Here is a 24,269-nt window from a genome sequence, read left to right as displayed (position 1 = left end):
ACTTCCGCTGATGGGGTGGCACAATCCGCCGATCCCGTGGCGGGAGTTCGAGGAGCGGCTGTCGTGGCGGCCCGGCGAGCGCGCGCCCGAACCGCCGCCGGAGCCGGCCGGCGCGCCCCGCCGCGCCGGGGCGGAGGTGCCGTGGGCGGAGCTGCACGTCCACTCCTCGTTCAGCTTCCTGGACGGGGCGAGCGACCCCCGCTCGCTGGTCGCCGAGGCGGCGCGGCTCGGCGTGCGGGCGATGGCGGTCACCGACCACGACGGCATGTACGGGGCGGTGCAGTTCGCGCAGGCCGCGCGCGAGGCCGGGATCGGCACGGTGTTCGGCGCGGAGCTGGGCCTCGGCCTGCCCGGGCCGCGGACCGGCGAGCCCGACCCGGCGGGCCGGCACCTGCTGGTCCTCGCCCGGGGCGCCCCCGGGTACGCGCGGCTCTGCTCGGCGATCACGTCCGCGCAGCTCGCGGGCGGGCGGAAGGGCCGTCCCGTGTACGACGCGCAGGCGCTGGCCGGTGCGCACGGCGGCCACTGGGCCGTCCTCACCGGCTGCCGGAAGGGTCCGGTCCCGGCCGCGCTGGAGGCGGGCGGCCCGGACGCGGCGGAACGGGAGCTGCGCGACCTGGTCGGCGCCTACGGCCGCGAGAACGTGTTCGTCGAGCTGATCGACCACGACCAGCCCGACGACGACCTGCGCAACGACGCCCTCTTCGAGCTGGCGCGCCGGGCCCGGGTGGACGTGGTGGCGTCCAACAACGTGCACTTCGCCGCGCCCGGCGCCGACGCGCGGCTCGCGCAGGCCATGGCCGCCGTCCGGGCCCGGCGCGGCCTGGACGACATGGTCGGCTGGCTTCCGGCGAGCGGCACCGCGCACCTCCGCAGCGGCGCGGAGATGGCGAGGCGGCTGGCCCGGTTCCCCGGAGTCCGCGAGCGGACGGTCGCGCTGGCGGACGAGTGCCGCTTCGACTTCGACGTGGTCGCCCCCCGGCTCCCCGACTGGCCCGTCCCCGGCGGGCACGACGAGGCGAGCTGGCTGCGCCGCCTGGTGAAGGAGGGCGCGCTCCAGCGGTACGGGCCGCCCGAGCGGGAGCGGGTCTCCGGCGCCCACGAGCAGATCGCCCGGGAGCTGGACGTCATCGAGCAGCTCCGCTTCCCCGGCTACTTCCTCATCGTGCACGACATCGTGGAGTTCTGCCGGAGCAAGGGGATCCTGTGCCAGGGGCGGGGGTCGGCGGCCAACTCGGCGGTCTGCTACGCGCTGGGCATCACCGGGGTCGACGCCGTCCGGCACGGCCTGCTGTTCGAGCGGTTCCTGTCGCCCGGACGCGACGGCCCGCCCGACATCGATCTGGACATCGAGCACCGGCGCCGCGAGGAGGCCATCCAGTACGTCTACGACAAGTACGGGCGGGAGCGCACGGCGCAGGTCGCGAACGTCATCAGCTACCGCCCGCGCATGGCCGTCCGGGACGCGGCGCGCGCGCTCGGCTTCTCCCCCGGCCAGCAGGACGCGTGGTCGAAGAGCATCGACCCGCGCGACCCGGTCGGGACGGAGGCCGGCATCCCGGCGCCGGTGAAGGAGCTGGCGGACCGGATGCTGGCGCTCCCCCGCCACCTCGGCATCCACTCCGGCGGCATGGTCATCGCGGACCGGCCCGTCGGGGAGATCTGCCCGATCGAGTGGGCGACGATGCCGGGCCGCAGCGTCCTGCAGTGGGACAAGGACGACTGCGCGGCGGCCGGCCTGGTCAAGTTCGACCTGCTCGGCCTCGGGATGCTCGCGGCGCTGCACGACTGCTTCGACCTGGTGGCCGAGCACCACGGGCGCCGGCACGACCTCCAGTCGATCCCCCCGGACGACCCGGAGGTCTACGACATGCTGTGCGACGCCGACACGGTCGGGGTGTTCCAGGTCGAGTCGCGGGCGCAGATGGCGACGCTGCCCCGCCTGAAGCCCCGCGAGTTCTACGACCTGGTGGTGGAGGTGGCGCTGATCAGGCCGGGGCCGATCCAGGGCGGGTCCGTGCACCCCTACCTGCGGCGGCGCAAGGGACTGGAGCCCGCCGACTGCCCGCACCCGCTGATGGAGCCGGCCCTGTCCCGCACGCTCGGCGTCCCGCTGTTCCAGGAGCAGATGATGCAGCTCGCCGTCGACTGCGCGGGCTTCACCCCGGCCGAGGCCGACCAACTCCGGCAGGCGATGGGCGCCAAGCGCGCCCCCGAGCGCGTCGAGCGGCTGCGGCGGCGGCTGCTCGACGGGATGGCCGAGCGCGGCATCCCGGCCCCCGTCGCGGAGAGCGTGTACGAGAAGATCCTCGGCTTCACCGGGTTCGGGTTCCCCGAGTCGCACGCGCAGAGCTTCGCCCATCTGGTGTACGCGAGCGCCTGGCTGAAGCGCCACCACCCCGCCGCGTTCACCGCGGCCCTGGTGCGCAACCAGCCGATGGGGTTCTACAACCCGCAGAGCCTCCTCGCCGACGCCCGGCGGCACGGTGTCGTGGTCCGGGGCGTGGACATCAACGCCAGCGACGTCCATCCCACTCTGGAGGAGCCCGTCGAGGTCGGCTCCGACCATCCCCACGCGCCCGCCGCGCCGCAGCCGGCGATACGGCTGGGGCTGTCGGGCATCCGCAACCTGGGTGACGGCACCGCCGAGGCCGTCGCGCGGGGACGCCCCTACACGAGCATGGAGGACCTCGCCCGCCGCGTGCCGCTGTCGACCGGCGCCCTGGAGGCGCTCGCCACCGCGGGCGCGTTCGACCGGTTCGGCCTGTCGCGGCGCGAGGCGCTCTGGGCGGCGGGCGCGCTGGCGGGTTCCGGACCGGGGCGGATCGAGGGCGTCACGCCGGGCGCGTCCGCTCCCGCCCTCCCGGCCATGACGCCCATCGAGGAGACCCTCGCCGACCTGTGGGCGACCGGCGTCTCCCACACCCACCCGGTCGCGCACGTCCGGGAGGCGCTGGACGAGCTGGGCGCGCTGCCGTCCGCGCGGCTCGCGGGGACGCCGGGCGAGACCAACGTCGTCGTCGCCGGGCTCGTCACCCACCGGCAGCGCCCGCCGACGGCGGGCGGCATCGTGTTCATGACCCTGGAGGACGAGACCGGCATCATCAACGTGGTGTGCCCGCCGCAGGTGTTCCAGCGGCACCGCGGCCTCGCCGTCGACTCGCAGGCGCTGCTGGTCAGCGGCCGCCTGGAGCGCGTCGACGGGGTCACGAACGTGCGCGCGACCCGGCTGCGCCGCCTTCCGGTCCCCGGCCGCGTCCGGGCCCGGAACTTCCACTGAGACGAGATCGGGCGGCCCGCGCTAGAACCTCACCGCTTCCTCTGTCATCGTATGGAGGCGTTGGGGCCGCGTGCCGCCGTGGGGCGGCCGCCAAGACGTGGCTCCGCGGGGGCGAGAAGGTGAGACTCCATGGACGCGACCTCCCTGGGTGAGCTGCGGCCGGACGACCCCAGCCGGATCGGCCGGTACCGGATCGAGGCCAAGATCGGCGAGGGTGGGATGGGCGCCGTCTACCTCGGCCGCGACGCCGACGGGCGGGCCGTGGCCGTGAAGGTGGTCCGGGCCGAGCTGGCGGGCGACAGGACGTTCCTCGCGCGCTTCCACGACGAGGCCGCCAACGCCCAGCGCGTCGCGTCGTTCTGCACGGCGCAGGTCCTGGAGCACGGCGAGGACCTCGGGCTCGCCTACATGGTGACCGAGTACATCGACGGGCCGTCGCTGCTCCAGCACGTCAGCGCGAACGGGGCGCTGTCGCCGGGGATGCTGCACGGCGTCGCGGTCGGCGTGGCCGCCGCGCTCGTCGCCATCCACAGCGCGGGCCTGGTGCACCGCGACCTGAAGCCGAGCAACGTGCTGCTGTCCATCTCCGGTCCGCGCGTGATCGACTTCGGGATCGCCCGCGCGCTGGACATGGCCTCCTCCCACACCCGGACCGGGCAGGTCGTCGGCACGCCCGGCTGGATCGCGCCCGAGCAGATCACCACGCAGCAGGTCACCCCGGCCGTGGACGTCTTCGCCTGGGGCTGCCTGGTGGCGTTCGCCGCCAGCGGGCGCAACCCGTTCGGGCAGGGCTCCTTCCAGATCATGGCGGCCCGCGCCGTGCACGCCGACCCCGAGATCGGCGATCTGCCGCCGTCGCTGGCCGGGCTCGTCCAGGCGTCGCTGCGCAAGGACCCCGCGCAGCGGCCGAGCGCCCGGGACCTGCTCCTGGCGCTGGTCGGCGGATCCGGCGAGGCCGCCGTGACGACCGAACTGGGCGAGATGTGGACCTCTCCGCCCGCGGGGACCCCGGTGGTTCCGCCCGCCGCCGGCCCGTCGGCCACGTCCCAGGACGTCCCGGTCCCGGTCCCGCAGCCCCGGACCGAAACCCGGACCGAGCCCCGGACCGAACCCCGGACCGAGCCCGTGCACGAGCGCCGCACCGACCCGCCCACCGCGCGGGAGTTCCCGGCGCCTCCGGCCCGGGGCCGAAGCCGGGGGACGTCGCGGCGCGGCGTGTTCGCCGCGTCGGCCGCGGCGGGGCTGCTGGTCGCGGGGATCGTGGCGGGCGCCGTCTACTTCACCGGCCGGGAGTCCGGCGGCGCGCGGAACGCGGCGGCGGGCTCGGCGGCGTTCCCGACCGCGCCGATGTTCGTGCGGATCGACACCGCGGCCGGGTGGCCGAGGTCGTGCCACGCCGACATCGGCGTCTACCGGCCCGGCGACGCGTCCGCGAGGACGCTGGTGGGCGGGCCGACCTGCGACGTCCTCCCCGAGAGGTCACCGGACGGCAAGCGCGTGGCGTTCACCAGGGTGGGCGACAGGAGCGCCGAGGCCTGGGTGATGAACGCCGACGGGTCCGGCGCCCGGAAGGTGACCGGCATCGTGCGCGGCACCCGCGTGACGTGGTCGCCCGACGGCACCCGCCTGGCCTACATGGGCGAGAGGGACGGCGTCCGGCAGATCTTCGCCGTCGCCGTCGGAGGCGGCCCGGCCACCCAGCTGACCACGGACGGCTCGCTCAAGGACGACCCGATGTGGTCGTCCACGGGCCGGCTCGTGTTCTGGAGCAGGCGCGACGCCGACGTGGAGCAGGTCTACACCATGGACGCGGACCGGCCGGGCGGCGCCTGGACGCGGCTGAGCAAGGACGGCGTGCGCGCGGTCGACCCGGAATGGTCCCCCGACGGCTCCAAGGTCGCCTTCGTGCGGGGCCCGGCCACCGAAAGCGACATCTGGATCATGAACGCCGACGGGTCCGGCGCGCACGCGCTGACGTCCGGGGCCGCGCGCGACATGGACCCGGCGTGGTCGGGCGACGGCCGCTGGCTCGCCTACGTGCGCGGGGCGGTCACCGACCCGGTGATCCGCGCCGTCCGCGCGGACGGCACCGGCGACCGAGCCGTCACGCCCGGGGGCAGGGTGCTCGGCCACCCGAACTGGTCGTGACGGCCGCGGTCCCGGCGCTCAGCCGGTGATCATGTCGAGGCGGCGCAGGATGACGCCCTCGCGCAGCGCCCACGGGCAGATCTCCAGCTCCGGCAGCTCGAACAGGTCCATCGCGGCGTCGGCGACGATCGCGCCCGCGAGCAGCTGGGGGGCGCGCCGCTCGGACACGCCGGGCAGCTCGGCGCGCTCGGCGGAGGGCATCGCGGCGAGCTTGTCGGTCCAGTCGGTGAGGGCCTCGCCGGCGAGGACGCGCCGCTGGTAGGGGCCGTCGGCCGTAGGGGCGGCGCCGCCGATCCGGGCGAGCTGCTTGAACGTCTTGGACGTGGCGACCGCGTGGTCGGCCGCCCCGTACCGGGCGAGGTCCCCGACCCGCCGCGCGATCTCCGCGCGGACGTGCCGGCGCACGTTGCGGACCTCCTCGGCGGGCGGCGGGTCGGCGGTGAACCAGTCGCGGGTGAGGCGCCCGGCGCCGAGCGGCAGGGAGAACGCCGCGTCCGGCTCCTCGTCGATGCCCGAGGCGACCTCCAGCGAGCCGCCGCCGATGTCGACCACCAGCAGCCGCCCCGAGGACCAGCCGAACCAGCGCCGGACGGCGAGGAACGTCAGCCGCGCCTCCTCCTCGCCCGACAGCGCCCGGATCTCGATCCGCTTGTCCTCGCGGATGCGCGCCAGCACGTCCTCGCCGTTGGAGGCGTCGCGGACGGCGGAGGTGGCGAACGCGACCAGGTCCTCCACGCCCTTGTCCTCGGCGACCTGCAGCGCCTCGTCGACGAAGTCGCGCAGGATCCTCTCGCCCTCGTCGGAGAGCCGCTCCCCGTCCTCCAGGTGATCGGCGAGCCTCAGGTCCGCCTTGTGGGAGTACGCGGGAAGGGGCCGCGCGCCCTGATGAGCGTCCACCACCAGGAGATGCACCGTGTTCGAACCCACGTCCAGCACACCGAGTCGCATGGCCCGACGCTATCGGACCGAATCGGACCGATCCATGGCGCGGGCAGGCCCCGGCTGCGGCTAGGGTCGGCGGCATGGAGGCGGGTCAGGAGCGGCGGTGGCGCGTACCGCCAGGTCATGTGGTGGTCAAGTGCGCCGCCGCGGCGGCCGTCACGGCGCTGCTCGTGCTGTACTCCCACGACCCCCAGTTCCGGTTCCTGGCGGGCGCGGCGGCGATCGGCCTGAACGTGCTCGCGCTGCGCGACCTGATCGCCCCGGTCCGCCTCGCCGCCGACGGCGCGGGTCTCACCGTCGTGACCGGCTACGCCGGGCGACGCCGCCTGCGCTGGGACGAGGTGGTCTCCATCCGGGTGGACGAGCGGCGCCGGCTCCTGCTGCACACGCGGATCCTGGAGATCGAGACCCCCGACGACCTGTACCTGCTCAGCGCGTTCGACCTGGGCTCGGAAGTCCACGACGCCGCCGACGAGCTGTACCGGCTGCGCGCCCGCACCGACCGGTGACCTAGAGGGCGGGCAGTTCGTCCGGCCTCGGGAACGAGCTCTGGGCGCCGGGGCTGCGGACGGCGGCGGCGCCGGCGCGGGTGGCGTAGCGGGCCGCGTCCCGCAGGGAGTCGCCGCGCGCGAGGCGCAGGCACAGCGCGGCGGTGAAGGCGTCCCCGGCACCCGTGGTGTCGACCGCGTCCGATCGCGGGGAGGGGATGGCGGCCGTGCCCCGGCCGTCGGCGACGACGACGCCGTCGGCGCCGACCGTGACCGCGACCGAGCGGGGCCCCGACCCGGCGAGCGCCGCCGCCATCCGCCCGGGGTCGCCGCCGCCGCCGAGCAGGAAGGCGGCCTCGTGCTCGTTGACGACCAGGGGGTCGCAGAGGGCGAGCAGCCCGTCCGGGACGGGCGCGGACGGCGAGAGGTTCAGCACGACCCGGCGGCCCGCGCGGGCGGCGACGCCGGCGGCGGCCTCCACCGCGGGCAGCGGCACCTCCAGCTGGAACGACACGACCGGGGCGCTCTCGATCAGCGCGCGGGCCGCCTCGACGTCGGCGGGGCCGAGCCTGGCGTTGGCGCCGGGCGAGACGATGATGCTGTTGTCGCCGTCCGGCCCGACCGTGATCAGCGCGACGCCGGTCGGGACGCCCGGCGTGGCCGCCAGGTGCGCGAGGTCGACGCCTTCGGCGGCCAGGGCGTCGCGCAGCAGGGCGCCGTGCCCGTCGTCGCCGACCCGGCCGACGATCGCGGCCCGGCCGCCGAGCCGCGCCGCCGCGACCGCCTGGTTGGCGCCCTTGCCGCCCGGATGCGTGGCCAGGTCGGACCCGAGCACGGTCTCCCCCGGCACGGGCCGCCGCTCCACGCCCACCACGAGGTCGGCGTTGAGCGATCCCACCACGGCGACGTCACACCTGCGCTGTCCCACCGGTAACCGACTACACGCGCGGGGGCGTCCGCGCAACCGCTACCCCGAGCGCAGCTCCGCCAGGTCGACGACCTCGGCGAGATCGTCGACCGACGGGTAGTAGCCGCGGCCGACGGGCACGCCGTCCCGCGTCACCAGCAGAGCCGTGGCCCCCCGCACGCCGGCGAACTCCGCCCACACCCGGTGCGCGCCGGTCAGCCGCACCGCCGTCACCCGCAACCCGCCGGGCCCCGTCCAGGTCCCCCGCTCCTCCCCCATGCACGGAACGTTACGCTCGGATGCGCACAGTCACGATCTTGGGGGGTCCGCCGGCGATTACCGGCCGGAGTGGGCGTTCGTGTTGCCGCGCGGTGGCGGTTGTCCGATCATGACCCGGTGACCGACTTCTCGGACGGCGCCTCCGCCGGTCTCGACACCTCCTCCCCCAACGTGGCGCGGATGTACGACTACTGGCTCGGCGGCAAGGACAACTTCGCCGCCGACCGGGAGGCCGCCGAGCGCGTGGTGAAGATCTCCGAGGGGCGCGTCGTGCGGGGCGTCCGGCTCAACCGCGCCTTCCTCGGCCGCGCGGTGCGGGACGCCGCCGAGGCCGGCCTGCGGCAGTTCCTGGATCTCGGGTCGGGGCTGCCGACGCGGGAGAACGTGCACGAGGCCGCGACGCGGGCCCGCCCGGACGCGCGGGTCGTCCATGTCGACAACGATCCGGTCGTGTGCGCGCACGGCCGCGCGCTGCTCGCCGACGCGGGGGACGTGGGGTTCGCCGAGGCCGACCTGCGCCGGCCTGACGACGTCCTCGGCCATCCGGTCGTCGCCGGCCTGCTCGACTTCTCCGAACCGGTGGCGCTGCTCCTGGTGTCGGTGCTGCATTTCGTGGACGACGCCGAGGACCCGCACGCGCTCGTCGCCCGCTACCGCGACGCGCTGGCGCCCGGCAGCCGGCTGATCCTGTCGCACCTGGCCTCGGACGCCTTCCCCGAGCGGATGGCGGAGGCCGAGCGCGTCTACGAGGGCGCCAGCGCGCGGCTCGGCGCCCGTCCCCGCGCCCGGATCCTGGAGTTCTTCGACGGGTTCGACCTGCTGCACCCGGGGCTCACCGGGCCGCGCGAATGGCTGGACGGGGGCGTCAGAACCGACGGAGAGCGGTTCGCCGGGCTCGTCGGCGTCGGGGAGCTGCGCTAGTCCTGGAGCCGGTTAGTCCGTCTCGAACGTCGCCGGGTCCGGCCCGAAGCGGACGCCCTTGTCCATCTCGCCGAGCGTCTTCATGTCGTCCGGCGTCAACTCGAAGCCGAAGACGTCGATGTTCTCGGCGATCCGGGACGGCGTCGCCGACTTCGGGATGACGACGTTCCCGATCTGCAGGTGCCAGCGGAGCGCGACCTGCGCGGGGGTGCGGCCGTGGGCCTGGGCGATGCGGTCGAGCGCGGGGTCGTCCAGCAGCCCGTGCCCCTGCCCGAGCGGCGCCCACGCCTCGGTGCGGATGCCGTGGTCCCGGTGGAAGGCGCGCATCCCGTCCTGCTGGAAGTACGGGTGCAGCTCGATCTGGTTGACGGCGGGGACGACGCCGGCCTCGTCGATGACGCGCCGCAGCGTCGGCACGGTGAAGTTGGAGACGCCGATCGACCGGACCCGCCCGTCGCGCTTCAGCCGCTCCAGCGCCCGCCAGGTCTCCAGGTACAGCTCGCGGCCCGGCATCGGCCAGTGGATCAGGTACAGGTCGAGGTACTCCAGGCCGAGGCGGCGCAGGCTCGCCTCGTAGGCGCGCATCGTGTCGTCGTAGCCCTGATCGCTGTTCCAGACCTTGCTGGTGACGAAAAGCTCCTCGCGCGGCAGTTCCGACGCGCGCAGCGCGCGGCCCACGCCTTCCTCGTTGCCGTAGGCGCTGGCAGTGTCGATGCTGCGATAGCCGTTCCGCAGGGCGATCGTCACGGCGCCCTCGGCCTCGTCGTTCCCCACCTGGAAGACCCCGAAGCCGAGCTGCGGCATCGCGGTCCCGTCGATGAGATCCACGTTCGGTACGGTCACGGCGTCCCTCCTTCCTCGACTGGTCCGCCGTGCGCTCTCCTGCCCGGAGACGTGCCGTCAAACATGACCGGGCCCGCCGCGCACCCGGCCCGCGCCTGGCGGCCACCGCCCGCTCGGCGCGGCGGCCGCCCGGGCCGGGTTCGCGGCGGACGTTCATCCGGCCGTCACGACGCCCCCTCGAACGTCCAGTCGCCCGAGCCGACCTCGAACACGGCGCGGCCGTCCCGGACGCCGATCCAGGTGGCCTCCTTCGGCGCCTTCGGCCTCGCGGAGCCGCCGAGGAGCGGGTACTCCACACGGGCCCGCGTGCTCGGCGGGACGGTGACGTCCAGGCGGAGCCTCTTGCCCGCGCGGCGCCACGACGACGCGGCGTGACCGCGCGGCGTCTCGTAGGCGGCGGCGGCGCGGGTGACGTCCCCGACGACCGCCGGCCGGACGAGGAGCGTCGCGAACCCGATCGAGTCGTCGGTCTGGCCGAGGCCCGCGAGGCCGGCGTGGAACCACTCGTCGATCGCCCCGAGCATGAAGTGGTTCTGCGAGGCGCCCGAGGTGGGCCCGTCCCAGTTCTCGGTCAGCGAGGTCGCGCCGTGCACGACCTGGTAGCCGTAGCTGGGGTTGCCGGTCTGCGTCGCGACCGCGTGGATGACATCGTCGCGCCCGGCGGCGGACAGCACGTGGAACACCGACGGCAGCGCGATCTCGCCGACCGTCAGGTGGTAGCCCTTGGCCTCGATGCTCCTCACCAGGTGGGCGAGGACGGCGCCCCTCCTGTCCGCCGGGACGACGCCCATGTCGAGGGCGAGGGCGTCGCAGGCCTGGCTGCCGGACCCGTAGGTGTCGCCGGTGGCGTACTTCGCGTTGAACGCCGAGCCGATCTCGCCCGCGAGCGTCCCGTACCGCGCGGCGTCGGCGTCCTTTCCGACGACCTCGGCGATCCGTGCGAGGGCGGTGACGGCGCGGTGGTACCCGAAGGTGGCGGTCACCCCCTTCGGGGTGCTGCCGTCGAAGGTGATCCAGTCGCCGAGGCCGTAGTCGAGCAGGTGCCCCTCCGCCTTCGCGGACAGGTAGTCCACGTAGCGGACCATGTTCGGGTAGTAGGTGCGCAGCGTGGCCTCGTCGCCGTACGCGCGGTACATCTGCCAGGGCGCGAACACGATGACGTTGCCCCAGTTGGGGTCGTCCCTGAACCCGCCGGAGAACACCGTGAACTCGGGCGCGATGTCGGGGACGAGGCCGTCCTCGGTCTGGGCCTCGGCGATGTCGCGGACGAGTTCGCCGTAGTAGGCGGTGACGTCGTAGTTGCGGGCGACGGCGGGGAAGACCAGGTTGGCCTGCTCCAGCCAGCCGAGCTTCTCGCGGTGCGGGCAGTCGGTGAGGACGGAGTACATGTTGCTCTGCACGGCCCGGTCAATGATCTTGTGGATGTCGTTGAGGAGGCCGTGCGAGCTGGTGAACGATCCCGCCCTGGCGTTGTCCGCGCGCAGGACGATCCCGGTGACCGTGCCGTCGTCCGGCTCTCCCGGCAGCCCTTCGAGCTGCAGGTAGCGGAAGCCGTGGTAGCAGAACCGGGGATGCCATGTCTCGGTGCCGTCGCCGGAGAGGGTGTAGGTGTCCCAGATGGGCGAGCCGGTGGTGTGCTGGCTGACGGTCCCGTCGGCGTTGAGGAGCTCACCGGGGCGCATCGTCACCTTCGTCCCGGCCGGGCCGCTTACGCTCAGCTGCGGCCAGCCCGCGAAGTTGGTGCCGAGGTCGACGACGTGGACGCCGTCCCTCGGACTCGTGATCTTCTTGGTGCGCAGGGTCTCGACGGGGACGATCGGCGGCGCCATGCGGGCGGCGAGCCGGGCGGTGGGCGCGGCGACGGGCACCGCGGCCGTCCAGTCCCGCCGGGTGCGGCGCGCGTCGTGGTCCTCGCCGCCGTACCAGTTGGTGAACGTGGTCGCCCCGAGGGCCGTGCGCCAGGACGCGTCGGACGCCACGACCTCGCGCGACCCGTCGGTGTAGGTGATCTCCAGCTGGCCCAGGAACGCGGGTCTGCCGTCCGACCGGGTCAGCTTCTCGTAGCGGCCGGGCGTCGGCGGCACGTGCGCCATGCCGGTGCCCAGCTCCACCTCGACGGTGTTGCCGCCGCGGCGGAGCAGCCTGGTCACGTCGTAGGTGGTGTAGACGATCCGCTCCTTGTACTTGCTGTAGGGCGGTTCGAGGACGGCGTCGCTGACGGGCCGCCCGTTCACGGTGACGTCCAGGACGCCCAGGGCCGTGGCGTAGAGGCGGGCCGTGCGGACGCGCCTGCCGATGGTGAACTCGCGCCTGAAGACGGGCAGGGCCTCCGGCTGGCGGCGCAGCGGCGGGGGCGCCTGCTGTCCCTTCACCTCGGCGGCCGTGTCGAACGCCGCGCCGTCGCCGGAGGTCTGGACGGTGAAGTCCTCCGGGAAGTTGGGGGTCCTGCCGTCGTCTGTCGTCTCGTCGGTGCGCGGGTAGAGCAGGATCCTGTCGAACCTCTGCTCCCTGCCGAGGTCGATCTGGACCCAGATGGGAGCGTCGAGGGCCTGGTCCCGGCGCTCCAGGCTCGTATAGCCGAAGGGCGCGGCGTCGCTGGTGAGGCTGCCGTCCGTGACGGCCCTCGGCTCCCACTGGCCTCCGACGGTGTAGCTCTCCGACGCGGTGACCGGCGCCTTCGCCGCCAGGTTCGGGCCGGACTCCCCGTCCAGCACCTGGACCTCGGCGAGCTGGAGCCGCGACACCTTGTAGGGCCAGCCCTCCTTGAGCGGCAGCCCGAGCCGGGTCACGTTCAGCCGGACGTACCGGGCGGTGCGGGCGGCGAACGCGACCGTCGCGGGCGCGGGCTCCGGGTCGGCCGACCACACCGCGTTCCCGATCCACGCGGCCGTCCAGTCGGCGGGGGCGAGCAGGCCCATCTCGAAGTGGGACGGCTCGCTCCACGCGGACGCGCGGCCCTGCCCGTCCCACACCCGGACCTGCCACGAGGCCCGCTGCCGGGACTTCAGCGCGCGTCCCGCGTACACGGCCGAGACGGCGTCCCCGGCGACCTTGCCGGAGTCCCACAGGTCGGGGCGGGCGAGGCCGGCGTCCGTGCCGGCCACCCGCACCTGGTAGGCGGTCTGGACGGCGTCGCGCGGCCCGGCGGCGAACCGCCAGCCGAGCGTCGGCGCCGTGTCGTCGATGCCGAGCGGGGACGGCAGGTGGTCGACCCGCAGGCCGGTGGGGCGCAGGGTCCGGTGCGGGGCGGCCGCGGGCGCGGCGAGGGCGGGCGCCGCGACCGCGCCGCTCGCCGTGACCGCCGCGGCGGCGACCCCGCCGGCCTGGACGAACCTTCTCCGCGACAACTCGTTCATGCTGGGCTCCTCAGGGGTGGGTGGAGCGGGAGGTGAAGGGGGTGGGAGGTGAAGGGGGTGGGAGGTGAAGGGGGTGGGAGGGGCGGTCATGCGCGCTCGCTCCGCAGCCGGTGCGAGCCGCGCAGACCCTCGATGTACACGTACTCGCCGTCGGAGTGGACGCCCAGTTTCAGATCGGCCGCGGCCCGTGCGCGGGTGCCGTCCCAGACGAGGCGTCCGTCGACCCGCACCTCGATCCGGGCTCCGAACGTCGGCACGCCGGCGCGTCCGACGGTCCGGCCCGGAGCCTTCAGGTGGGCGGAGTAGGCCCCGCCGGCGACCTTCCACGAGGCGTCGACCGCGCCGACCGGCGTGGTGATCCGGCCCTGCGCGAACGTGAGGTCGGCGGGGTGCGGGACGAAGTCGAACGACCGCCCGCCCGTCCCGGTGGGGTTCAGGCCGAGGACGGAGAACGTGAGTGCCGGTGTCGGGCCCGTCGCCCAGGCGTGTGCGAGGCTGACGTAAGAACTGCAGAAGACGCACCCGTCCTGCGGGTTGCGGAACGACTCCCAGAAGGTGCTGCCGGTCCCCTGCGGGTGGTCGAGCATGTAGCCCCACTGGCGGCGGATGATGTCCACACCGGCCTGGTCGGCGGCCTGGCCGCCGGCGGCGAAGTGGGCGTTCACCTCCATCGATCCGGAGAAGACGCCCGGGTTGCCCTTGTTCTCGGGCGCGGTCGAGGTGACCTCGTTCCAGTTGCCCTTGAGGGACGCGCTGATGCGGCGCGCCTGCCTCTGGTCGGCGAGGCCGTACCAGACGGCGAGGGAGTTGTCCGCCTGCGGGTGGACCGCCGAGTCCGGATAGAACGTATAGGCGCCGGCCGCCTCGTCCCAGAAGTTCGCGTTGACGGCGGTGCGGAGCGCGGCGGCCCGCTCGGCGTAGGACGCGGCCAGTGCGTCGTCACCCTGCGCCTTGGCGAGCTGGGAACCGGTGTCGAGGACGCGCCACATCAGCACGTTGGCGATGAGGTTCTCGCCCTTGGCCAGGATCCGGACGGAGTCGGACGTCCCGGTGATGGACACCAGCCCCTTGCCGTCCATCTTCCGGGTGATGAAGTCGACGCCCGTCCGGTACTGGTCCCAGACGCCGGACAGCCAGCGCGTGTCACCGGTGTACCGGTAGTAGTCCCAGCTCGCGGCGAGGGTCCACAGGTGGTAGGTGTCCGAGCCGTACTTGTTCAGCTCGGGCCCGGCATAGGGCAGTTCGCCGGTGTCGCGCTGGTGCCGGTACACGGTGGTGAGCGCGTTGCGGGCGGACTCGGTGTCGGCGAACGCCGCGTAGGCGCTCGGGATCTCGATGCCGAGGTCGCCGGGCCAGACCGTCCGGTCGCGCTTGGCGCCGTCCACGAGGATGGTGTCGCCGACGCCGATGTCGCCGGAGTTGTCCCACAGCGCCGCCGGGGGTTCCCAGACCCGGCCGGCCTTCGGGGAGATCGTGTTGAGCTGGACGGTGTAGGCGCCCGCGTACCAGACGCGGTTGAGCAGCTCGTCGCTCGAATAGAAGTAGTTGGCGTACCTGGACGGGTCCTTCATCGTCGGCGCGGGGGTGTAGTACAGCGACACCTCGTCCAGGTCGACCCGGCCGCCGGAGGCCAGGAAGATCGTCAGGTAGCGGAAGCCGCCGCGGAGCCGCTCGGCGGGCGTGGTGTAGGACGTGGCGCCGTCGACGTCCACGGACAGGGCGCCGTCGCGGCTGCGGGGGCCTCCGGTGGACGCGTCACTCGTCGTGTCCACGTAGGCGGACGACTCGGAGAACGCGACGCCGACCTTCTGCGGGCCGTCCGACCCGGCGAAACGCAGCGTGGTGAGCCCGCTGACCTCCTTGCCGAAGTCGAGCGTGACCGACGATCCGGCGCCGGTCAGGCTGGTCGTCCGGCCCTTCAGGACCTCGTCCGGGCCCGCCACGGTACCGCTGGACCTGAAGACGGACACCGGGTGGAGCGTCCGTGACGAGGGAGAGAAGTTGTACCGCCGCCACGGGGCCGGATCGCGCCCCGGCTCGGCGCGGGCGGTACCGAGCGGGGCGGCTTGGGCGGCGGTCAGGGCGGACAGTCCGAGAGCGACGGCGACTACGCCGCGGCGGCGCCTGGATACGCTGGTGCGCATGGATTCCTCGCGATTCCGGTCTTGAGCGGGACGTGGGATGAGGGGTCCACCGTGCGGGAGGGCGGGCCAACGCCCTCCCGCACGCTCGGGGTTCAGCGGGCCGGGACCACCGCCTCGCCGTAGGGGACGAGCCGGACGGGCCCGATCAGCCCGTACCTCTGGCGGGACGCGCTTCCGTAGACGCCGGGGTCGCAGGCGCGGAGCCGGTTGTTCAGCGTCGTGGCGACCTCGACCTCGATCGTGTTGGCGCCGCGCCGCAGCCAGGGGCCGACGTCCACGACCGGGACGATCACGCTGACCGGGAGCCGGTGGCCGTTGACGGTGACGCGGCAGGTGTCGAGGACCTCGCCGAGGTCCAGCAGGGCGCCGCCGCCCGTCCAGGTCACGGTGGTGGTGTAGGTGCCGATGCCGGAGACGTCCGCGAGCTCGGGGAGGTCGGGCCACGCCTTGAGGCCGTCGAGCTCCAGGTCGTGCCGCTTCACGCCGTCCGGTGCCATGTCCTCCACCCGGAGCCGCCAGGACGTGAGGGTCTGGACCTCGGGCACGGCGCCGATCTCCGTCCGCACGGTGCGGCCGCCGGGCAGCGTGGTGGAGTAGGTGCCCGCGGCCCGCGCGCGGGCGATCAGGCGCTGCCCCTCGACGCGGAGCTCGGCCTGTGAGGCGGTGGCGGACGGGGCCTCCCCGCCGCGCGCAAGGATGATCACGGTGGCCTCGGAGGGCTGCAGCGCCACCCGAAGCGTGACCGTGTCGCCGTCCTCGCGGTAGACGGCGATCCGCTCGGTCTCGCCCGTCCACAGGTCCAGCCGGTACGGGACGGCCTCGCGGTCGGACCGGGTGAAGGTGACGTCGTGGTCGATCGCGGCGACCGGCGGCTTGACGGTTTCGGCGTGCTTGCCGTTGCACAGGTAGAAGTAGTCGGCGCGGCCGTCCCGCCGGTGGGCGGTGAGCAGCGTGGACGCCTCCGCGTACGCGACCGCCGGGCGCAGGCCGAGGTCGGCCAGGGCCCCGGGCACGTCGGCCTCCGCGCTGACGACGCGGACGCGCGGCTGCGCGAACACCCGCGTGAGGACGGCCCGCAGCCGCTCGTTCTCGCCGTCGCGCGCCAGGCCCGGGACGGTCGCGGCCGACCAGTCGCCGAGGAACACCAGCGGCAGTCCTGCCGTCGTCAGCCTCAGCATGGTGCGGGCCGTGTCGAGCGGCAGCGTGCATGCGTTGCCGGCGAAACGGTCGCCCTCGACGAACAGGACCTTGTAGGCGGGGCCGTCCGGGGCGAGGCGACCGCCGGACACGGTCGCGGAGGGGAGATCGAGCAGCGGCGCGCTGATGAGCTGCTGCGTCCAGCCCAGCGGGACGCCGCTCTTGGTGAACCACCCGGCGCCGATGCCGGTCTTGGTGTAGCCCTTCTGGCGGAACACGGCCACGTCGATGCGGCTCTCGCCGGCCTGCATGGCCAGGTGGATGCGCGACAGGTATCCGGCCACGTCGGGGACGTGCCGCCACGTCGGCTGGCGCGGCCCCCACGACTCGGAGAACCCGATGCCGCCGTTGTAGGGGGTGAACGCCGCGAATCCCGGCCACTCCGCCCCTGGGGCGGTGGCATAGGAGAAGCCGTGCAGGACGGTCTGGTTGAGCCCGGCCGCATAGGCGCCGCCCATGGTGCGGAGGACCTTGCCCCACGTGGTGTTGTAGGCGCCGCCCTGGTAGGCGCCCGCCTCGCAGGAGAGGATCTTCCTGCCGCCCATGTCCCGGCCTCCGGCGAGAGCGCGGTAGTCGTCCAGGTTCTTGAAACCGAGCGACTCGCCCTCCGGGACGTCCAGGATCGCGGCGGTGTGGATGGCGTCGGTCTCCAGCCCGTACGGCTGCGCACGGTACTCCAGCCCGAGCGAATGCGCCCATTTCGCGATCGCCGCGAAATGGAACTCGTTGAACAGCTCGGACACCGTCTGCCAGAAGTCGTGCCGGACGTGGGAGGTGGTCGCCGCGTCGTAGGCGAACGCGGTGCTCTCCCTGAGGCGGACGACCACCGGCAGGTACGGCATCAGGTCGTAGCCGCGGCGCCGCCTGAACTCGGCGGGCAGGTCGGGCGTCCAGTTGAGCGCCGCCGTCTCCAGCTCGATCGAGTCCTCGAACAGCGTCGCGCCCGCCCGCCTGATCAGCCTGCGGACGTCGCGGGTGAGGAGGCGCGCCTCCCAGAACGCGGTGACCGCGCGGGTCCCGGCGCGGCTGAAGTGGTCGACGACGCAGGCGTCCGGGGACGAGTGCGGGCCGGACTCCGGCCGCTGCCCGCTGCCGCGCCGCCAGTAGGCGAACAGCAGCCAGTCGCCGCCCTCCGGGGCCGTCCAGGTGATCCGCTCCCCCGCCGCCTTGGAGGTCAGGTCGGTGAACGACGCGGGATCGAGGCCGGTCTCCTTGCGGGTGCTGTTCGCGGCGGCGGTCCGGACGGCGTGGACGGCGACGAGGTGCCGCTTCGTCACGCCGCCCTCGGGCTCGGTGACGGGCTCGGGGACCGGGCCGTCATGGGTGGTGCCGCCCGCGACGGTCACCGTCCCGTACGCCAGTTCCTGGACGGCGGCCTCGTCGTCCGGCGTGATCGTCGGGACGGCGGCGGGCCAGGCCGGGCCGATCGTCAGGTCGACGGTCACGCCGCGCCGGGCCGCCTGGTCGAGCGCGGCCTCGACGCCGGCGTTCCAGGCCGGGGTGCCCCAGCCGTGCCCCGCCGGGTCCAGGACGGACTTGTCCCGGATGCTGTGGTGCACGGCGACGATCTCCGCGCCGCCGAACCCGGCGTCCGCGATCTGGTCGATCTCGCGCCGGATCTCCGCCGGGTCGACCAGGCCGTCCGGCCACCACCAGCGAAAGCGCGGCCGCACCGCCGCGGCGGGACGGGCGAACCCGGCACCCGCCCCCGTCCCCGGGGCGGTCTGGGCGGCCGCCTCGCCGCCGAGGACCGGGGCCGCGCCCGCCACGACGGCGGCGGCAGTGCCCATCTGCAGCACGCGCCTCCGCGTGACCCCCTGCCCGTTGCGTTCGTGGTTCACCTATCTTCTCCTGATCACTGTGGTGCGGCCGGAGCCGACCGGGCCGATGGCGAGGAGCCGGCCGGTGGCGTCCCGACCCGTGGCGCGGGGGGCGCGGGCATGGGGTCCGGTGACGCGGAACGCGCGCGGGTCGTCGTCGCCGAGCTCGACGACCACGCGGGCGGACGCGCCGGGCGGCACGTCCACGTCCAGGCGGTACCGCTCGCCGCTGTCGAGCGCGACGGAGACCGGGCCGCGGATCGTCGGGACCCGCCCGGAGATCCGGCTCAGACCGCCGGGACGCGGCCGGACCTCGATCTCGGCGGCTCCCGGCGCGGTGATCCGCACACCGAGGACGTGGCGCGGGATGACGTTCGCGGGCGCCGAGCCCCAGGCGTGCGAGAACGTCATGTTGGGCTTGAGGGACGGGTCCCACGCCTCGGCCACGATGGTCGCGCCCAGATCGTCCAGCATGTGCAGCCAGGAGCTCATGCCGGAGGCCGTCATCAGCCCGATCGCGGCGTCGGCCCGGCCGGTGGCGAAGAGGGCGTCCAGAAGGAACTGCGCGCCGTAGACGCTGACCTTCATGCCGCCGTCCGCGAGGGTTTCGCCCAACGCGCGGACGACGGAGTCGGGCACCGTGCCCGGCCCGGCCACACCGAGCGCGACCGGGTAGACGGTGGCGTGCTGCGCACTGTGGGTGGTGCCCGCCCCGTCGATGAACCGCCCGTTGGACGCGTCGAGCAGCTTCTCCCGCATCGCCTTGGCCAGCGTGTCGGCACGTCCCCGCCAGGTCTTCGCGTCGGCCGTCCTGCCCAGGGCGTTCGCGATGTCGGCCATGGCGGTGAACGCGGCGTACTGGCACGCGTTGACGACCGTGTTCACGTCGGTGAACACGTAGCCGTCCCGATTGGACGTGGGCCAGTCGACCAGGTCCTGGGTGGGCGAGGCGGGCTTCTTGTGGACGAGCCCGTCGTCGCCGAGGTGCGCCGTCAGGTGCTTGGACACGAGGATGTCGTAGTCCGCGGCGAGCTGCTCCGGGTCACCGGTGTGCAGGTAGTCCTGCCAGGCCGACATGACGCTCATCAGCCGGTACTCGGTCGGCCAGGTGGGGTTGCGGGCCAGGTAGGCGTCGGACGCGCGGGCCAGCGCGAACGAGCGCTGCACCGCGTACTCCGACGCCTGGTTGACGAGCGCGTCGCCCTCGTAGGGCCCGCGTTCGCGTGTCGGCGTGTCGGTGTAGAGGTCGCCGCGCGTCGCCTCGATCGAGTACCGGCACAGCTCGTACACGCGGTCCAGGTCGGGGCTGGAGCTGGAGAACGACGCGTCGGAGTCGCGCCAGGCGGCCCGCCAGGCGCGTCCGGTGACGGCCTGCGACAGATCGAGGGCGTCGTCGCAGATGAGCTGCGCGTAGCGGAACCCTCGGTAGCCCCAGTGCTCGATGGTCTGCTCGCCGTCGCGGAGGGTCCAGACCTCCCGGTAGGTGACGCCGGCGCGCAGCGCGTGCCTGACGGTCCCGTCGGCGTTCAGCTCCTCGCCGAGCCGGACCTCGACGGTCTGCCCGGCCTTGCCGCGCACGGACAGGCGCAGACCGCCCGCGATCTCCCGGCCGAGATCGACGAGCCAGGTGCCGGAGGACACCTTCCGCACGGACGCGGGTTCGGCGTCGTACAGCCCGACCGGTTCGACCAGCGCGGGCTCCAGCCCGTCGATGGCCGCCTTCACCACCGCCGGTTCCCAGCCGGAGTCGTCGAAGCCGGGTCTCGTCCAGCCCGCCGGCTCGTGCCGCATGTCCCAGAACTCCTGGGGGCCGGTGTAGAAGCCGGAGCCGATCGTCCCGGCGTCGCGCAGCAGCCCCGCCTGGCGGCGCGCCTTCCACGCCGGGCCGCTCCGGACGGTGGTGGACGTTCCGTCGGCGTAGGTGACGACGAGCTCGGCGAGGAAGCGCTTGTCCTCGGGGGTGAACGCCAGGGCGGCGAGCGCGTTGCGCCGGCCCGGCTCCAGCGCCCCGGTCACGTCGAAGGAGTGGTACTTCGGCGCCGCCGCCCCGCCCCGCATGGAGGCGAAGCCGGCCACCTCGCCGTTCACCCAGATCTTCGCCGGGTACTGGCGGATGGGCGCCGGAGACTGGGCGGCGACGTGGAGCACGGCGGCCGCGATCGGCTTGCCCTTCGGGACGAACTCGGTGCGCAGCAGCGCCCAGGAGTCGTCGGGCGCCCCGGCGGAGGACAGCGTCGACTGCCCCTTGCCGAGGGTCAGGGCCCCGCCGGCGACGGTGCCGGCGCCGAAGGTGCCGCGGCCGTCGGTGAAGTCCTCGTCGACGACCGCCTTGCCGTCCGGGCCGGTGAAGGTGACGCGGTCCCACACGTTGGCCTCGGTGGAGCCGTTGCGCATTCCGACCGTGCCGGTCCGGTACGTGGCGTCGGTGGCGGTGTCGACCTCGGCGCCGTCGATGGACGTCCGGAAGGTGGACCCCGTCATCTCGACCGCCACGTCGTACCAGCGGCCCGTCTCGACGGGGAACGGCAGCCGCTTCTCCTCCAGCACCTGGTAGGTGCCGTTCACGCAGACGTGCTTCTTCAGGACGCCCGGAGAACCGGCGCGCAGCTGCCACAGGTAGTTGGCGCTCGTCCCGGACGCCCGGAACCAGAGGCTCGCCGCGACCGAGGTGATCTGCAGCCGGGCCGTGAGGACGCCGTCGCCGGGTGCCCGCGCGGCCGTCGTCCAGATCGGCTCGGCGGACCACTCGCCGACGCCCGTGGCCAGCAGGGCGGGCTCGGACCAGCGGGACGCCCTGTGCCCGTCGAACGTCCGGACCCGCCACCAGTACGCCGTCCGCGGCGAGAGCGCCGGGCCGCCGTAGGGCACGGCGACGGACGCCGCCGACGCGGCCCTCCCGCTGTCCCAGGCGTGCGGGCCGTGCTCCAGGCGGGCCGGCGTGGTGGCGAACTGCACCTGGTAGTGCGTCTGCCTCGTCCCCGGGCCCAGGTCGGCGACCTGCCAGCTGAGCCTCGGCCGGGCCGTGACGCCGAGCCCGTCCGGCATGAGGGAGGTCAGCAGCCCGGACGGCGTCCGGGCCGCCGGGGACGCCGCCGCGGTGCCCCCGGCGGAGCCGAGGACGACCGTCCCCGCCACCCCGGCCACCGACGCCCCAAGGAAGCCCCGCCGGCTCATACCGCTCGATCGGTCGGTCATCGAAGGGCTCCTCGGAGGTGGTCGGAACGGAAGGTGAGGCGCCCGGATCCGGCCTCGAAGACGGCGTAGCCGTCCTTCATGCCGGTGAAGCGGGCACCGCCCGGTCCGGAGACGTGCACGTCTCCGGCCGAACGCGCGGGGACGTGGATCTCGGCGCGGACGTTGACCGGGATGTCCGTGTCGAGCGAGAAGCCGTGGCCGGCCCGCTTCCACGAGACCCCGACGTCTCCGCGCTGCAGCGGGACGGTTCCGGACGCGCGGTCCAGCCCGGCCAGCGGTGGCCTGATCCGGACGGCGGCCGAGGCGGGGGCGGTCACGGAGACGCCGAGCAGGGTCCGCTGCACCTCGACCAGCGACGTCGCGCCCCACGGGTGGGAGAGGCTCTGCCCGGTCTCGGGGGCGTCCCACGACTCCCAGGTGAACGTGCCGCCGCGCGCGAGGATGTTGCCCCAGCCCGGCCCCTTCGTGTCGGTGAGGCGGGTGACGACGTCCGCGGGACGCCCGCCGAGCGCCTCCAGGAGCCGGTGCGCGGTCATCGGCCCCATCTGCATGCCGAGCCCGGCGATGTGGGACTCGACCCTGTCCCGGCCCTCGGCGGGGGCGACGCCGTAGGCGAGCGCGTAGGCGTTGGCGATCTGCGAGGCGTGCGTGCTCTGGGCGCCGTCGCCCTTCAGGCCGTCGACGTAGACGCCGTCCGGGCGCCGGAGCCTGGCGTTGATGTTGCCGGTGAGCGTCCCGGCGTCCTTGCGCAGCGCCTGGGCGTCATCGGCCTTGCCGAGCGCGTCGGCGGCTCGGGCGGTGGCGTTCAGGACGTCCACGCCGAGCACGTTGACGACCGTGCGGGCGGCGGTGTCCATGTCGTGCCCGTAGCGCATGGTCGCGGGCCAGTCGATGATGCCGTACCTGTACTGCCCGGAGCCCCCTTCGAGGTCGGTGACCAGGCCCGTCCCGTCCGCGATGTGGCGGCGTACGTAACCGGCGACCGCGCTCATCACGGGGTACGCCTCCGCCAGGGTGGACGCGTCGCCCGACTGCTCGTAGTAGTCCCAGATCCAGCCGGGGAACATCTCGGTGTAGTCGGGGATGTCGCGCTTGCCGTCGCCGTTCGGGTAGACGGCGTTGAGGCGCCCGTCCGGCCAGTAGCGCGCCTGCGACGCGATGAACTCGCGGATCGCCTGCCGGGTCAGCCGCCGCTCCCCGTAGGCGCCCATCATCGCCAGCGAGGTGTCGACTGAGTCGCCGAGGAACTGCCCCTTCTCACGGGTCGGCGTGTCGAGGAACTGGGACTGCGACCCGTACAGCGCCGACCGCGCCATCAGGTCGTAGGCCGCGTTCACCCCCTCGTCGGACGTACGGAGGCTGCTGTTGCGGGTCACCTCGTCGTGCTGGAGGACGGCGGAGACGTCGTCCGCCTCGGCCCCGGAGTCCGGTGCGATCTCCAGGTAGCGGAATCCGACATAGGTGAGGGGCCGGAAGGTCTGGTCGCCGTCGCGCTGGGTGTAGCCGTAGCCGAGGTCGGTGTCCTGGTTGTCGTCCTTGGATCGGGAGACCGTTCCGTCGTCGTTGAGGACGTAGGAGGCGTGCATGTCGACGTGCCGCCCGGCGACGCCGTTCCGGAACCGCACCACCGGCACGGCCGGGACCACCTTGCCGAAGTCGGCGACCAGTGCGCCCGAGTCCAGCCGCACGACCTTCACCGGCCGGAGGGTCCGGTACGAGAGCGCGGTCTCCTGGCCGTGCAGGTGCTTGAACCCGGACGCGGGGTGCACACCGACGACCTGGGGGTCCTGCCAGGCGGACGCGTCGTGGCCCGGCTCGTCCCACCCGAGCGGGGCGGCGGTGCCGTCGATGTCCTCGACGTAGTCGCCGGCGTCTCCGTTGCGCTTCGGCGCCTTCTTCCAGGGGGCGCGCGTCACCTTCCACGTCCCGTCGGTGACGACGACCTGCCGCGTCCCGTCGGCGTGGTCGATGACCAGTCTGACGAGCAGGCCCGGCTCGCCCTTCGGGCGTCCCTGCCCCGATCCGTACCAGTGGTAGAGCGCGCCGATCGTGGCGGGCCGCCCGGCCTTCACCTTCGAGGTGACGTCGACGGTCTTGTAGAAGCCGTCGTCGGCGTACTCGAAGGCGGGGCCGTGGTCGACGGTCTCGCCGTTCAGGTGCAGTGCGTACTGCTGACCGGCCGCGATGTGCACGCGGGCGCGCACGACCTTCGACTCGCCGACCGTGAAGTCCTTGCGAGCGAGGGTGTAGTCGTCGGCCTCCGCGCTGGTGCGCCGGATCCAGGTGGCCTGCCAGTCCCGGTCGGAGAGCCCGGTGTCGAACGCGGCCGGCCGCGCCCACGGAGAGCGCTTTCCGGAACCGTCCCAGGTCCGGACCGTCCACGTGTAGGACGTCTCCGGCGCGAGCGACGGTCCTCCGTACCTCACGTACTCCTGGCTGCCCGACCGGACCCGCCCGCTGTCCCAGACCGCCTTGCCGGACGGCCCCCGCACGGTGATCTCGTAGGCGCTCTGCACCTCCCCGGGGTCACGGTCGCGGGGCGTCCACCCGAACAGCGGCGCCCCCTCCACGCTCAGCGGGCGGGCCTGGTCCCCCACGGTCAGCCCGGCCGGGGACTGGGGCGCGTGCCCTGCCTTCAACGCGGCCTGCGCGGTACCCGGCAGTCCGGTGACGACCGCCGTCACGGCGGCGACGGCGACGAGGACGGCGCGGCGATCGGCGGAGCGCGTCACATCACGGCGAATCACGA

The 24,269-nt window shown here is 73.9% G+C and carries 13 protein-coding genes; 4 read left to right on the top strand and 9 right to left on the bottom strand.

What is annotated here, in order from left to right; genetic code table 11:
- Positions 1 to 10 precede the first annotated feature (10 nt).
- Positions 11 to 3,280, top strand: a complete 3,270-nt coding sequence (locus CHC11_RS30750; protein WP_089315350.1) for an error-prone DNA polymerase — start codon at positions 11 to 13, stop codon at positions 3,278 to 3,280.
- A 129-nt stretch (positions 3,281 to 3,409) separates the two neighbouring features.
- On the top strand, positions 3,410 to 5,428 hold the full coding sequence (locus tag CHC11_RS30745; protein WP_089315349.1) for a protein kinase domain-containing protein: 2,019 nt from the start codon (positions 3,410 to 3,412) through the stop codon (positions 5,426 to 5,428).
- A gap of 18 nt (positions 5,429 to 5,446) precedes the next feature.
- Here CHC11_RS30745 and CHC11_RS30740 read toward each other — a convergent pair whose 3' ends face one another.
- Positions 5,447 to 6,376 carry a Ppx/GppA family phosphatase gene (locus CHC11_RS30740; protein WP_089315348.1) on the bottom strand — a complete coding sequence of 310 codons (930 nt, stop codon included), beginning with the start codon at positions 6,374 to 6,376 and terminating at the stop codon, positions 5,447 to 5,449.
- Between the two features lie 74 nt (positions 6,377 to 6,450).
- On the opposite strand from CHC11_RS30740, the gene CHC11_RS30735 reads away from it, so the two are divergent.
- Positions 6,451 to 6,879, top strand: coding sequence for a PH domain-containing protein (locus CHC11_RS30735; protein WP_089315347.1), 429 nt, complete (start codon positions 6,451 to 6,453; stop codon positions 6,877 to 6,879).
- A gap of 1 nt (position 6,880) precedes the next feature.
- On the opposite strand, the gene CHC11_RS30730 is transcribed toward CHC11_RS30735, so the two are convergent.
- Positions 6,881 to 7,756: a ribokinase gene (locus tag CHC11_RS30730; RefSeq protein ID WP_245919968.1), complete on the bottom strand. Its 876-nt coding sequence runs from the start codon at positions 7,754 to 7,756 to the stop codon at positions 6,881 to 6,883.
- 69 nt (positions 7,757 to 7,825) lie between these two features.
- Positions 7,826 to 8,044 (bottom strand): hypothetical protein, encoded by a 219-nt coding sequence (locus CHC11_RS40695; RefSeq protein WP_143227391.1) that lies wholly within the window; start codon positions 8,042 to 8,044, stop codon positions 7,826 to 7,828.
- Positions 8,045 to 8,161: 117 nt separating this feature from the next.
- Between CHC11_RS40695 and CHC11_RS30725 the strand changes: the two genes are divergently transcribed.
- Positions 8,162 to 8,965 carry an SAM-dependent methyltransferase gene (locus tag CHC11_RS30725; RefSeq protein WP_218826317.1) on the top strand — a complete coding sequence of 268 codons (804 nt, stop codon included), beginning with the start codon at positions 8,162 to 8,164 and terminating at the stop codon, positions 8,963 to 8,965.
- A gap of 12 nt (positions 8,966 to 8,977) precedes the next feature.
- On the opposite strand, the gene CHC11_RS30720 is transcribed toward CHC11_RS30725, so the two are convergent.
- From CHC11_RS30720 to CHC11_RS30695, 6 genes are all read right to left on the bottom strand, one after another.
- Complete coding sequence (locus CHC11_RS30720; RefSeq protein WP_089315397.1) at positions 8,978 to 9,769, bottom strand: aldo/keto reductase; 792 nt, start codon at positions 9,767 to 9,769, stop codon at positions 8,978 to 8,980.
- Between the two features lie 203 nt (positions 9,770 to 9,972).
- On the bottom strand, positions 9,973 to 13,164 hold the full coding sequence (locus CHC11_RS30715) for a family 78 glycoside hydrolase catalytic domain (protein WP_089315345.1): 3,192 nt from the start codon (positions 13,162 to 13,164) through the stop codon (positions 9,973 to 9,975).
- 86 nt (positions 13,165 to 13,250) lie between these two features.
- Positions 13,251 to 15,308, bottom strand: a complete 2,058-nt coding sequence (locus CHC11_RS30710) for an alpha-L-rhamnosidase-related protein (RefSeq protein ID WP_089315344.1) — start codon at positions 15,306 to 15,308, stop codon at positions 13,251 to 13,253.
- 92 nt (positions 15,309 to 15,400) lie between these two features.
- Positions 15,401 to 18,346, bottom strand: coding sequence for a glycosyl hydrolase (locus CHC11_RS30705; protein WP_218826316.1), 2,946 nt, complete (start codon positions 18,344 to 18,346; stop codon positions 15,401 to 15,403).
- The gene (locus CHC11_RS30700; protein WP_089315343.1) at positions 18,347 to 21,520 is read right to left on the bottom strand and encodes a family 78 glycoside hydrolase catalytic domain; all 3,174 of its coding nucleotides are present in this window, start codon (positions 21,518 to 21,520) and stop codon (positions 18,347 to 18,349) included. It lies immediately after the preceding gene.
- Positions 21,517 to 24,267: a family 78 glycoside hydrolase catalytic domain gene (locus tag CHC11_RS30695; RefSeq protein ID WP_143227390.1), complete on the bottom strand. Its 2,751-nt coding sequence runs from the start codon at positions 24,265 to 24,267 to the stop codon at positions 21,517 to 21,519. The genes CHC11_RS30700 and CHC11_RS30695 overlap by 4 nt, the downstream gene beginning before the upstream one ends.
- Between the last annotated feature and the right edge of the window lie 2 nt (positions 24,268 to 24,269).

The organism is Actinomadura mexicana (assembly GCF_900188105.1).
In the GTDB taxonomy this organism is placed as follows: domain Bacteria; phylum Actinomycetota; class Actinomycetes; order Streptosporangiales; family Streptosporangiaceae; genus Spirillospora; species Spirillospora mexicana.
Note: the sequence above shows the minus strand (reverse complement) of the source record. Positions and strands in the feature narration are given on the sequence as shown.

Excerpts from the sequence above, each read along its gene's own strand:
- CHC11_RS30750 (WP_089315350.1), top strand. The coding sequence starts at position 11 with ATGGGGTGGCACAATCCGCCGATCCCGTGGCGGGAGTTCGAGGAGCGG.
- CHC11_RS30745 (WP_089315349.1), top strand. The coding sequence starts at position 3,410 with ATGGACGCGACCTCCCTGGGTGAGCTGCGGCCGGACGACCCCAGCCGG.
- CHC11_RS30740 (WP_089315348.1), bottom strand. The coding sequence starts at position 6,376 with ATGCGACTCGGTGTGCTGGACGTGGGTTCGAACACGGTGCATCTCCTG.
- CHC11_RS30735 (WP_089315347.1), top strand. The coding sequence starts at position 6,451 with ATGGAGGCGGGTCAGGAGCGGCGGTGGCGCGTACCGCCAGGTCATGTG.
- CHC11_RS40695 (WP_143227391.1), bottom strand. The coding sequence starts at position 8,044 with ATGGGGGAGGAGCGGGGGACCTGGACGGGGCCCGGCGGGTTGCGGGTG.
- CHC11_RS30720 (WP_089315397.1), bottom strand. The coding sequence starts at position 9,769 with ATGCCGCAGCTCGGCTTCGGGGTCTTCCAGGTGGGGAACGACGAGGCC.
- CHC11_RS30715 (WP_089315345.1), bottom strand. The coding sequence starts at position 13,164 with ATGAACGAGTTGTCGCGGAGAAGGTTCGTCCAGGCCGGCGGGGTCGCC.
- CHC11_RS30710 (WP_089315344.1), bottom strand. The coding sequence starts at position 15,308 with ATGCGCACCAGCGTATCCAGGCGCCGCCGCGGCGTAGTCGCCGTCGCT.
- CHC11_RS30700 (WP_089315343.1), bottom strand. The coding sequence starts at position 21,520 with ATGACCGACCGATCGAGCGGTATGAGCCGGCGGGGCTTCCTTGGGGCG.